Below are 11175 nucleotides of genomic sequence, written 5' to 3'. Positions count from 1 at the left end.
TGCCGATCCCTCCGGGGGACACCCTGCAATCCGCGCGACTGCAGGGTGCCATGGACGACGGCCGGCTGGTATGGGCGGTTCCGAGACCCGACCGAAGCGTCGACGAGATCGGCGAGTCCCATCCCCTGCAGGTCGTCATCTTCCTGACGTCGGCCGAGGGGACGGGCTTCGACCCCGTCGCCGAGACCACGGGGGTCCGGGTCTTCAGCTATCCCGGAGATGCGTACATCTCGGGTCGCATCCCGTTCTCGCCCCAGCCGTTCGTGCTGTCCGGCGATTCGGTCCTTCTCTTCGGGTCCACGGAGCGTCCGCGCGCGGAGCGGGTGACGGGCGGCGGCATGCCGTTGGCTCCGATCGAGTTCTCCGTTCCACCGGTTCCCCTGACCGCGGAGGACCGGGAGACAGCGCTCGCTCCCATCCGCGCCGAGATGAACCGCCGCCTGCCCGCCGAACTGCAGACCCGCATCGCGGCCACGCTCGACGTGTGGGCGTTTCCGGACTTCTTGCCGGCGATGGGAGGCGTGATCGCGGGCGACGACGGGCGCGTCTGGGTGACGAACTACCGGTCACGAATGGACGCACTGCGCGGCGAAGGAGAGGTTTCGGTCTGGAGCGTCTACGCCGGGCCGGGAAGTCCCGGCCGGGACGTCGAGTTCCCCGGCGGCTTCGATCTGCTGTGGGCCGACGAAACGGAGGCGGCCGGGGTCGTCCGGGATGAGTTCGACGTCGAACACGTCTGGATCGTTCCGCTGCCCGCGGGCGCGAGGTCGCCGGGGACATGAAGCGGCCCGGAATCCAGGATGTCGGTCTCGCGGTGTGCTTCGTGCTCCTGGCGGTGATCGCCTTCCGCCCGACGGGCGTGGTCGGCGGCCGCCTCAGGGAGTGGAAGTCCGAGCGGCAGGTGCTCGCGCTCTACCGCGAGGAATGGAAGCAGGCCGCCGCCGAGCGAAGGAGCGTGCTCGGCAGCGGCGATGCCGCGCCCGCGATCTTCGAGTTCAGCGACTATCTCTGCCCCTTCTGCCGGCTCTCGCACGAGAACGTGAACGGGTGGGCGGCGTCGGGTGAGGCGAGGGTCGTGCTGGTTCACGTGCCCCTCTCGGACCGCTCCGCCGATGCGGCGCGCGCGGCGATCTGCGCGGAGGCCAGGGGAGCGTTCCCGCGGATGCACGACTACCTGATGACGAACGAAGACTGGAGGGCGGGAGACGTGGACTGGGAATCCATCGCGGCAGCGGCGGACGTTCCCGCGGGAACGTCCTTCACCCGGTGCCTGGACTCCGCGGCGACCGCCGAGCGCCTGGCCCGCGACGCCGCGCTCGCCGACCGCTGGCGGATCACCGCGACCCCGACCTTCGTCTCGGAACACGCCCGGATTGTAGGAGCCGCGTCCGAAACCGATGTAGAGAAGCTGCTCGGCCGCCGAGAACCTACGCGTAGGAAGCGGCGATTCGGGTCAGTGCGGCTTCGAGGTCGGCCATGTAGCGGGGGACGTCTGCCTCGGCGATCGGGGGGCCGTGGATCGGGGCGATCCAGGCCGGAGGGTGTTTCTCCAGCATCGCGTGCAGGGCGCCCATGACCCGGTCCGGGTCCGCGTAGCGCAGCCACGGGAGCGTCTGCGCATGGAACTCATGCACGCCCTCCGCGCGTCCTTCCTCCGGGAGCCGTCCCCAGTCGACGTCGCAGGCGCCCGGGGCGTGGAGCGCGCCGAAGCCATCCGCGACGAACAGGGTGCGCGAGGCTTCGTCGTAGACCCAGGTCGTGTGATTTCGGTCGGCGAGCGGGGGGTCGAGGACGACGAAACGCCGGCCCAGCACCTCGGTCACGTCGCCGATCTTCGTGCGGCGGGCGTACGGGAGACCCTGGAGGTCCGGGTCGCCGCAGGAGGCGATGATCTCGAAGTCGCCCCAGTCCTGGCGGAAGGCGGGGATGTTGCCCGAGTGGGGATAGTCGGAGTGGGACAGAATGATGGCGCCGATACCGCGGCCGGCGGTGGCGTCGTGGATCCGGTCCGCGAGGCGCTGCCGGTGGTGGAAGGAGCCGGAATCCATGAGGATCGCCCCCTCCGGCGCGTCGACGAGGTAGACGGAGACGTGGATGTGGCCGTTCGTCTCCGGGAAGGACTCGTGGACCCAGGAGACTCCGCCGCCCAGATCGATGACGCTCACGGCGCGCCCCCGCTCAGGCGAACGCGCCCGCTCACAGGACGCCCCCGCGCCCGCCCGCCGCCACGCGCCGCACGACCTCGTTCATGCGCTCGTAGTAGGGCGCCGCGTCCTCCCCGGGGATCGGGAGTCCGTGCGCCGGCGCGAGACCGTATCCGGCGAACTGCACGGCCAGGGCGTCCGTCGCCGCCGTGACCTTGTGGGGGTGGACGTACTGGAACCAGAACATGACCCGGCTGTGGAACTCCTCGAGGCGGCCCACGTCCACGACCGTGGCGATCTCGTCCGTGCGCCGCAGGCTCTCGCCGCTCTGGTGCGGGAAGCCCATCCAGTCGACGGTGAAGAGCGTGCGGGTCGTCTCTTCGCTCATCCACGTGTGAATCGCGGCGTCGAGGAAGGTTGCCTCCGGGAAGCGGACCCGGAGCCCGCCGAGATCGATCTCGTCTTCGGGCCCCACCTTCATCGCGTCGTCCAGGTGGTAGAGCGCGTGCGTCTCGCCGGCGGCCGGGGCCACGAGTTGGCAGTCCGGATAGCGCCGCAGCACCTGCATCGTGTTGCCCGCGTGAGGCACGTCGGGGTGCGAGAGGGCGAGGTAGTCGAGTGGCCGCTCCCCGAGCAGTTCCTCGAGCGCCGGGAGGAGGATGTGACCCGAGGCCGGAGAGAGCGTGTCCCAGAGCAGCGTCCGCTCACCCGTCAGCAGGTACGCGTTCTGCGGGACGTAGAGTTCGTTTCCGGGCTTGTACCAGTCCGCGCCGCTCTCCAGCACCGCGCGCGCGATCCCGGCCCGGTGCCCGCCCAACTCCTGGATCCAGTGGATACCCGGCCATACGTCGCGCCGCCAGCCGGCCTCCGTCCTGGCGGTCGGCGCCGGGGTCTCCGTCGGCATCGGGGCCGCGGGCGGCGTCGTGGTGTCGCTTCCGGAGTCGCACATGCGGGTCAGTCTACCGAACGCCCGCCCGCCGCCACCAGACTGACTGCCCGAGCCCGGGAGATCCGCGCTCCCTGGTCCTACCCGATCCGGAAGTTCAGCGACGCCGCCACCTCCGCCTGTCGTTCGTCGAGAGTGATGAACGAGACATCCGAAGGCCTCCGCGCCACATGCAGGGCGCACGCCACGTGCCAGAGATCCGCGCCCCGCAGGTAGCCGGCTCGGAGGGCGGTCCGCATCTCTCGCGAAAGAGGCCGCTTCGGCTGAACCCAGCTGAATCCGGAGACCAGATCGCCCGGAAAGGGCTTTCCTTCTCTGGCGCAGACCGATCGCAGCTCCGCTTCCAGGAGGTTGGATGACATCAGATCGCGGAACCCCCGCAATCGGTGGGCGATTTCGTCCGCGCCGGCCTCGACGAAAGCGACCGAGACGATCGCGGACGTATCCACGTAGGCGGCGCTCACTCGCCGCGGTCGGCCAGAAAACGTTCCAGCGCGCCTGGCACCGGCGTACCGGGTTCGATGGGCTTCCGGTGCTTCGGACGGGGCGTGAGGATCCCTCGCCGCTCCAGATCCGCCAGCCGTTCCTCGAGATCCGTGCTCTTGCGCCGAAGCGGTCGGAGTTCGGCCACCGGCTCCCCCCGGTAGGATATGGTCACGGTTCGCCCCTCCCTCACGTGGCGTAGTACTTCGGAGAAACGGGCCTTCGCCTCATAGGTCGAGTAGAGCAGTTCCATCGATCCAGCATAACTAGTCAGACCAGTCTTATCAATGATCTCCCGCCTCCCGTGGCCCGTCCCGGACGAAGGCGTCACATTCCTTCCCATGAATATCAGAGGATGGTCTGTGCCATCATCCGGACGTCAACTCGCGGCGGCCACAGCCGGTGTGGTCTTGGCGTCGGTCGCCGCGGTCGGGTGTTCGCCATCCGGGGAGGAGGCGGCGTTTCCAAGCCGGGCCATCGAGATCGTCTCGTGGGCGACGCCGGGCGGACCGACGGATCTCCTCTCGCGGGCCCTGGCCGAGGCCGCGCCGCCGCACTTCGATGGCCGGCGCGTCACCGTCATGACCCGGCAGGGCGGGGCGGGCGCTGCGGGCATGCAGTACCTGCAGGGACGGGAGGGAGACCCGCACGTGCTCGGCGTCTTCACGGCGAGCGGCACCGTGAACATGGCGACGGGGCGGATTCCGTTCTCTCCCGGGGACTTCACCCCCATCCTCCGCATCCAGATCGACCCCTTCCTGATCGCGGTGCGGGACGACAGTCCCTTCCACACGCTCGGCGACCTGTTCGAGGCCGCACACGCCCGGCCCGGCGAGGTCTCGGTGTCGGGGTTCGGGGCGGCGTCGGCCCACTTCCTCGGCTTCGCCCGGCTGAGGGCCGCGGCGGGAGACCCGGATGTGCGCTGGATCGCGTACGAGGGGTCGGCGGACGCGGTGGTGGCGGCGCTCGGGGGACACACGGACGCGGCGCACACGAACTACAACATAGTGCGCGAGCACCTGAGGGCGGGGACGATGCGGGTGCTGGGGGTGGCGCTTCCCGTCGAGGCGCTGCCGGAGACGCCGAGCTACGCGGAACAGGGATACGACCTGACGCCGGTCCACTGGCGCGGCGTCGTGGGCCCCCCGGGGCTGGATCCGGCGCTGCGCGCGGAGCTGCGCGCGCGGCTGATGGCCGCGATCGAGGACCCGGGGTTCCGCGAATACATGGAGCGGGCCGCGCTCGAATACGCGACGATGGCGGACGCGGACGCGTTCGGGAGCTGGATGGCCGAGGAGGTGGCGACGAGCCGGGACATGCTGCGGCGGCTGGGAATCCTGGATGAGTAGCGCCTCCGCGGGCGGGACGACGCGGCTGGGCCTGCTCGCGGAAGCCGGACTGCTCGCCGTCGTGGCGGCCGGGGTCCTGCTCGACTCGCGCTCCTACCCGGGCTCGCTGGCCGAGGGGGCGCCGGGTCCGGCCTTCTTCCCGCGGCTGCTCGCCGTGCTGCTCATGGGCTGCGCGGCGTGGCTCGCGGTCCGGGCCGCGCGACGGCCGCCGGAGCCGGACACGGGACGTTCCCGGGGGAGCGCGGCCCCGGGCGCGGGAGGCCGCCGCGGCGCCCGCCTGGCGCTCGGAGCCGCGTGGATCGCCGTCTTCCTCCTCGCCTGGCCCCGGCTCGGGACCGTCGTGTCGGTGCCGCTCCTCGTCGCCGGGCTGATGTGGCTGACGGGCGAGCGCTCGCGGCTCGTGCTCATCGCTGTGCCGCTCGGCTTCGCCGCCTTCATCTATCTCGTGTTCATGGTGGTGCTCGGCGTGCCGCTCCCGTCCGGGTTCTGACCCGCCGCCCGTGTCCGCCTTCCTCGACGGCCTGCTGACAGCGCTCCAGCCGGGGAACCTTGCCGCGCTCCTCGCGGGGAGCCTCCTCGGCGTGTTCGCGGGCGCGATGCCGGGGCTGAGTTCGACGGTGGGACTCGCGCTCGTCCTCCCCGTCACGTTCGCGCTCGACCCGACGCCGGCGCTCCTGATGATGGTCTCGATCTACATGGCGGCGGAGTACGGCGGTTCGATCACCGCGATCGCGATCGGCGTGCCGGGGAGTTCGCCCGCCCTCGCGACGACCTTCGACGGCTACGCCATGACGCGGCGCGGCGAGGCGGGACGCGCGCTCGGGATCTCCCTCTTCTCCAGCATGAGCGGCGGGCTCCTCGGCACCGTCCTCCTCGTGCTCGCGCTGGGGCCGCTCTCGCGGGCGGCGATCGCCTTCGGGCCGGCGGAGTACTTCGGGCTCGGCGTGTTCGGGCTCTCCATCGTCGCGAACCTCGTGGGGAAGGACCCGTTCAAGGGGATCGTGAGCGCCCTCCTCGGACTCCTCTTCTTCATCGTCGGACTCGACGTGCTCACCGGGGCGCCGCGGCTCACCTTCGGCACGAACGCGCTCATGGACGGTCTCGGGCTCGTCCCGATGCTGATCGGCTTCTTCGCGATCGCGGAGGCGCTGGCGGCGGTGACGGGCCGGCGCAGGTCGACGCCCCCCGGGGGCGGCATCGCGGGCGCCCTCCCGAAGGCCCGCGAGTTGTTCGGACTGTGGCGCACGATTCTGCGGGGATCCGCCATCGGGGGTCTGATCGGGGCCATCCCGGGAGCGGGGGCGACGATTGCGTCCATCGTCGCGTGGAACGAGGAGCGCCGGGTCTCGAAGACGCCGGAGCGGTTCGGGACGGGCCTGCCGGCGGGAATCGCGGCGCCGGAGGCCGCGAACAACTCGTGCGTGGGGGCGGCGATGATCCCGCTCCTCGCGCTCGGGATCCCCGGTTCCGCCAGCGCCGCGGTCCTCCTCGGGGGGCTCACCGTGCAGGGCGTGGCGCCGGGTCCGCTGCTCATGACGGAGCGCTCCGAACTCGTCTACGCGCTGTACGCGGGATTCGTGGTGGCGGTGCTCCTCATGCTGGCCGTGGGACGCCTCGGGATCCCCCTGTGGACACGGGTCGTCCGGCTGCGGCCGTCGATCCTGATGCCGCTCGTCGTCGCGATCTCGCTCGTGGGCACCTTCTCCCTCCGCGGCAACGCGGCGGATGCGTGGGCCGCCCTCTTCTTCGGGCTCGTCGGCTTCGCTATGCTGCGGGGCGGCTACCCGCTGGCGCCGGCGGTGCTCGGCCTCATCCTCGGTCCCATGATCGAGACGAACTATCGGCGGGCGCTGAGCCTGTCCTCGGGGTCGCACTCGGTCTTCCTGGAGAGCCCGATCAGCCTGGTGCTGCTCGTGCTGGCGGCGGTGAGCTTCGCGGCCCCGGCGGTCCGCAGCCGCCTGATTTCCGGGAGGGCGCGAGCGCCCGAACCCGTACCCGACGCACCCGAAGGATCCGACACACACGACCACGAACCCCGGCGAGAGGAACACGAGTGAGCGCGACGCGTGCGGTCATCGACTTCATACTCGAGACATCGATCGACGATTTCCCCGAGAGACTGCTGGCCGAGGGGCGGCGGTGCGTGACCGACGGCACCGGCGTGATCCTCGCCGGCTCGACGGACGCCTGCTCGCGCATCGTCCGCGACCAGATTGCCGTGCAGGGCGGGAACCCGCAGGCGACGGTGCTGGGCCCGCCGGACGTGCGCGCCCCCGCCTCGCTCGCCGCGCGGGCGAACGGCACGGCGGGCCACGCGATGGATTTCGACGACACGCAGCTCTCGAACGCGCCGGACCGGATCTTCGGGCTCCTCACGCACCCGACGGTCGCCCCTCTCGCGGCGGGATACGCGATGGCGGAGAGGGAAGGGGCCACGGGGGCCGGGTTCCTGGAGGCCTTTCTCATCGGGTTCGAGGTGGAGTGCAAGATCGCCGAGGCGATCGACCCGAGGCACTACATGGAGGGCTTCCACTCGACGGCGACGATCGGCACGCTCGGCGCCTGCGCCACGGCGGCGAAGCTGGCCGGGCTGGGGGCGGACGACCTCGCGATGGCGCTCGGGATCGCCGCGAGCCTGTCATCGGGGATCCGGCTCGGATTCGGCACGATGACGAAGCCGCTCCACGCGGGCCGGGCCGCGGAGAACGGCATCCTGGCGGTCGACCTCGCCGCCCGCGGTTTCACGGCCGGGCACGACGCGCTGGAGGCGCCCTGGGGGTTCTTCCGCGTCTTCGGCGGCGGCTTCGAACCCGAGCGGCTGGTCGGCGCCCTCGGCTCCCCGTACACGCTGCTGGACCCCGGCGTCTCCGTGAAGCCGTTCCCCTCGGGGAGCCTCGGCCACCCCAGCATGGCCGCGATGCTCGAACTCGTCACCGAGCACGACTTCGCGCCCGACGACGTCGCCGGGATCACCTTCCGCGCGGGGCACAACATCCTCAACCCGCTCCGGTATCCGGTGCCGCGCAACGAACTCGAGGCGAAGTTCTGCATCCCCTTCGTCCTCTCGAGCATCGTCCTCAGGCGGCGGGCCGGGATCCGCGAGTTCCACGACGACTTCGTCCTCTCGCAGGAGGCGGCGGACATGATGCGCCGCGTGACGGTGAAGTTCGACGAGGAGATCGACGCCCGCGGCTACGACCGCATGCGGAGCGCGATCGACGTGCGGCTCCGCGACGGAACCGAGCTTCACACCGAGGCGGACACGTATCCGGGCGGACCGGAGCGGCCGCTCACCCGGGAGGAGCTGCACGACAAGTTCCGGGATTGCGCGAGCCTCGTGATGGATGACGTGCGGATCGACGGCGCGCTGGACCGGCTCGAACGCGTGGACGGCCTCGCGCACATCGGCGACCTCGTGAACGTGCTCTCGACGGCCCCGGCCCGCGCCGCCGCCGGAGTCCCCGCGTGATGCGCCGCGCCCCCCGCGGGCTCGCGCTGCTGGGAGCGCTGTGGCTCGCGGCCTGCGGCGATGCGACCCGCTCGGGCGAGGGGGCGGAAGCGGCCCCGGACGCAGCGGCGGACGCGGCGGGGCGCGGACCGTACGATGCGCTCCAGGTCGAGACGGATCTCATGGTGGAGATGCGCGACGGGATCCGTCTCGCGACGGACGTCTACCGTCCCTCCCGCGAATACGAGCCCGTCGATGGGCCGTTTCCCGTCCTCCTCCACCGGACCCCGTACGACAAGACCTCGCGCGGACTCGTGGACCAGGCGCGCTGGTTCACGACGCACGGCTACGTCGTCGTGTTGCAGGACACGCGCGGGCTCTACGCCTCCGAGGGCACCTTCCAGAAGTACCACGAGTTCGACGCCCCCGACGGCTACGACACGATCGAGTGGATCACGGGGCTCGACTACGCGGAGCCCTCCGTCGGCATGTGGGGGACCTCCTACGGCGCGCACACGCAGGCGGACGCCGCCAAGCTGAACCCGCCCGGGCTCCGGACGCTCGCGCTCACGATGGGAGGCCTCTCCGACGCCTGGACGCACAAGGTCCGCAACCACGGGGCGCTCGAACTCGGCCAGCAGCTCGGCTGGGCCCACCTCCAGCTCGCGGCGGTGGCGGACGACCCCGAGATCCGCCTCCGGCTCGCCGAGGAGCCGCCGTCGGACTGGTTCCCCGACACGCCCTTCCAAAAGGGGGAGAACCCGCTCTCCGTCGCCCCGAATTTCGAGGACTACTACCTCACGATGCAGAACCACGGGGACTACGACGAATACTTTCGGGGCATCGGCCGCAACTGGGTCGAGTACTACGACGAGACGTCGGACGTCCCGATGCTGCACGTCGGCGGCTGGTACGACTCCTACGCTCCGGGCACGATTCAGAGCTTCGTCGAACTCTCGCGGCGGAAGTCGTCGCCGATGACGCTCCTCATGGGTCCGTGGACGCACGGCGGGAACAGCCGCTCTCACGCCGGCGACATCGAGTTCGGGGCCGAGGCCGCGGTCGAGGATTTCTCGCGCGAGTTCCACCTGCGCTGGTTCGACCGGCACCTCCGCGGGCAGGTCGCGAACGAGCTGTTCGGGGGCGACGACCGGCTGGCGGGCGCGGCCGCCGGCCCCGTCACGATCTTCGTCATGGGGGGCGGCGACGGCCGCCGCGACGGGAACGGACGCCTCTTCCACGGCGGCGAGTGGCGCACCGCGCAGGCCTGGCCGCTCGAGGGGACGGAGGCGACGCCCTTCTACCTCCGCGCGGGCGGCGGACTCACGCGAGAGGCTCCCGGCGCGGACGAGGGATCGACGACCTACACCTACGATCCCGAGCACCCGGTGCCCACGATCGGCGGGGCCTTCTCCGGCGCGCTGAAGCGGGGCGGCTACGACCAGCGCGAGCGCACCTTCAGGTCGCTCGAGGGCGGTTCCGAGAACGGCTTCTTCGCCTCCGAGGTCGACGGCCGCCGCACCGCCGACCGGCCCGACGTGCTCGTGTTCGAGACCGCGCCCCTGGCAGCCGATCTGGAGGTCATCGGCCCGGTCACCGCCACGCTGTGGATCTCGTCCAGCGCCCCCGACACCGACTTCACCGCCAAGCTCGTCGACGTCTATCCCCCGAACGAGGACTATCCCGAGGGCTTCGACCTCAACATTACCGACGGGATCCTCCGCGCGCGCTACCGGGATTCCCGCGAGCGGGAGGCGTTGATGACGCCCGGAGAGGTCCATGAAATGGAGATCCGGCTCTTCCCGACGGCCAACCGGTTCCGCGCCGGCCATCGCATCCGGCTCGAGATCTCGAGTTCCAACTATCCCCGCTTTGACGTGAACCCCAACACGGGTGAGCCGCTGGGGCGCCACACGCGCATGGTCCCGGCCGACAACACCGTCCATCACGCCGCCGCCCGCGCGTCGGCGATCCACCTCCCGCTCCAAAGGAGATAGACCGTGCAAGACGTCAATTGGCTCGCCATCCTGGTCGCCGGAGTCGTCCCCCTGGTCGTCGGCTTTCTGTGGTACGGCCCGATCTTCGGCAAGCAGTGGCTCTCCCTCATGGAGACCACCGCCGAGGAGATCCAGAAGGACTTCAATCCGGTGAAGACGCACGGGGCGAGTTTCGTCCTCTCGCTCGTCACCGCCTACGTCCTCGCGCAACTCCTCGCCGTCATGGGCGGCTCCGGCGCGATGATCGGAGTCCACGTGGGGCTGCTCGTCACGATCGGCTTCGTCCTCAACGTCGGATACCAGGGCGTGGCCTACGAGCAGCGAAAGCCGGGGATTTTCTTCCTGAGCCTCGGGTACAACGGCGTCGCCCTCATCGGACAGGCCGTCGTCCTCGCCGTCTGGCCCTGACCCGAGACGGACCTACGTCCGATCCTCCCTGGACGCCCCGGGCGATCCGGATGATTTCCGGGGCTTGAGGACGAAGCGGTAGATAAGGTAGCCGGCGACGCCGAGTATGAGGACCGTCGGAATCCAGCCCAGGAAACTGAAGATCGTGCCCGCGGCGACGGCGGCAGCGATTCCCTCGATGCGTCCGACGATCCGGTGTCGCCGGCGGGCCTTGTCCAATTCCTGCCGGGAGTAGAGTTCGGGCAGGAGATCCGAATCCACATCCTTCATCGGGCATCCCTCATCATCAGGCATCCCTCTTCATCGGGCATCCCTCCGGTCGGGGGGCCGGAAGAGTCTACGATGGCGGGGCGCGAACCGTTTCCGCCACTGCCCCCCCAAGGCCTCTCCCGCGTGCGGG

General features: G+C 70.6%; 12 protein-coding genes. 7 read left to right on the top strand and 5 right to left on the bottom strand.

The features are described 5' to 3' along the window. The coding region (locus RN729_RS01735; RefSeq protein WP_310781904.1) for a hypothetical protein at positions 1-782 on the top strand (782 nt) is incomplete at its 5' end. Positions 783-1427: 645 nt separating this feature from the next. Here the strand turns inward: RN729_RS01735 and RN729_RS01730 are convergent. From RN729_RS01730 to RN729_RS01715, 4 genes are all read right to left on the bottom strand, one after another. After that, positions 1428-2165, bottom strand: a complete 738-nt coding sequence (locus tag RN729_RS01730) for an MBL fold metallo-hydrolase (RefSeq protein WP_310781903.1) — start codon at positions 2163-2165, stop codon at positions 1428-1430. A gap of 31 nt (positions 2166-2196) precedes the next feature. After that, positions 2197-3093: an MBL fold metallo-hydrolase gene (locus tag RN729_RS01725; protein WP_310781902.1), complete on the bottom strand. Its 897-nt coding sequence runs from the start codon at positions 3091-3093 to the stop codon at positions 2197-2199. A gap of 77 nt (positions 3094-3170) precedes the next feature. Next, the gene (locus tag RN729_RS01720) at positions 3171-3554 is read right to left on the bottom strand and encodes a PIN domain-containing protein (protein WP_310781901.1); all 384 of its coding nucleotides are present in this window, start codon (positions 3552-3554) and stop codon (positions 3171-3173) included. After that, the gene (locus RN729_RS01715) at positions 3551-3826 is read right to left on the bottom strand and encodes a type II toxin-antitoxin system prevent-host-death family antitoxin (RefSeq protein ID WP_310781900.1); all 276 of its coding nucleotides are present in this window, start codon (positions 3824-3826) and stop codon (positions 3551-3553) included. The genes RN729_RS01720 and RN729_RS01715 overlap by 4 nt, the downstream gene beginning before the upstream one ends. 157 nt (positions 3827-3983) lie before the next feature. Here RN729_RS01715 and RN729_RS01710 point away from each other — a divergent pair, with 157 nt between their 5' ends. Genes RN729_RS01710 through RN729_RS01685 form a run of 6 tightly spaced genes read left to right on the top strand, consistent with a single transcriptional unit; the run spans position 3984 to position 10775 of the window. Continuing rightward, complete coding sequence (locus tag RN729_RS01710; protein ID WP_310781899.1) at positions 3984-4922, top strand: tripartite tricarboxylate transporter substrate binding protein; 939 nt, start codon at positions 3984-3986, stop codon at positions 4920-4922. Continuing rightward, entirely contained in the window at positions 4915-5412 is a 498-nt protein-coding gene (locus RN729_RS01705) for a tripartite tricarboxylate transporter TctB family protein (protein ID WP_310781898.1), read from the top strand. The genes RN729_RS01710 and RN729_RS01705 overlap by 8 nt, the downstream gene beginning before the upstream one ends. A gap of 10 nt (positions 5413-5422) precedes the next feature. Next, complete coding sequence (locus tag RN729_RS01700; protein WP_310781897.1) at positions 5423-6979, top strand: tripartite tricarboxylate transporter permease; 1557 nt, start codon at positions 5423-5425, stop codon at positions 6977-6979. Then, a complete protein-coding gene (locus tag RN729_RS01695; protein WP_310781896.1) occupies positions 6976-8391 on the top strand; it encodes an MmgE/PrpD family protein in 1416 nt (471 codons plus the stop codon). Before RN729_RS01700 ends, RN729_RS01695 begins: the two co-directional genes overlap by 4 nt. Then, complete coding sequence (locus RN729_RS01690) at positions 8391-10367, top strand: CocE/NonD family hydrolase (protein WP_310781895.1); 1977 nt, start codon at positions 8391-8393, stop codon at positions 10365-10367. The genes RN729_RS01695 and RN729_RS01690 overlap by 1 nt, the downstream gene beginning before the upstream one ends. A 3-nt stretch (positions 10368-10370) precedes the next feature. Continuing rightward, positions 10371-10775: a DUF1761 domain-containing protein gene (locus tag RN729_RS01685; protein WP_310781894.1), complete on the top strand. Its 405-nt coding sequence runs from the start codon at positions 10371-10373 to the stop codon at positions 10773-10775. 12 nt (positions 10776-10787) lie between these two features. Here RN729_RS01685 and RN729_RS01680 read toward each other — a convergent pair whose 3' ends face one another. Further along, entirely contained in the window at positions 10788-11045 is a 258-nt protein-coding gene (locus tag RN729_RS01680) for a hypothetical protein (RefSeq protein WP_310781893.1), read from the bottom strand. Positions 11046-11175 lie beyond the last annotated feature (130 nt).

It is taken from the genome of Candidatus Palauibacter polyketidifaciens (assembly GCF_947581785.1).
GTDB classification, from domain to species: domain Bacteria; phylum Gemmatimonadota; class Gemmatimonadetes; order Palauibacterales; family Palauibacteraceae; genus Palauibacter; species Palauibacter polyketidifaciens.
This window is presented reverse-complemented; position numbering and strand designations above follow the sequence as displayed.

What these genes read in the sequence shown, in the direction of transcription:
- RN729_RS01715 (WP_310781900.1), bottom strand. Translation starts at nt 3,826, where the DNA reads ATGGAACTGCTCTACTCGACCTATGAGGCGAAGGCCCGTTTCTCCGAA.
- RN729_RS01680 (WP_310781893.1), bottom strand. Translation starts at nt 11,045, where the DNA reads ATGAAGGATGTGGATTCGGATCTCCTGCCCGAACTCTACTCCCGGCAG.
- RN729_RS01690 (WP_310781895.1), top strand. Translation starts at nt 8,391, where the DNA reads ATGCGCCGCGCCCCCCGCGGGCTCGCGCTGCTGGGAGCGCTGTGGCTC.
- RN729_RS01725 (WP_310781902.1), bottom strand. Translation starts at nt 3,093, where the DNA reads ATGTGCGACTCCGGAAGCGACACCACGACGCCGCCCGCGGCCCCGATG.
- RN729_RS01705 (WP_310781898.1), top strand. Translation starts at nt 4,915, where the DNA reads ATGAGTAGCGCCTCCGCGGGCGGGACGACGCGGCTGGGCCTGCTCGCG.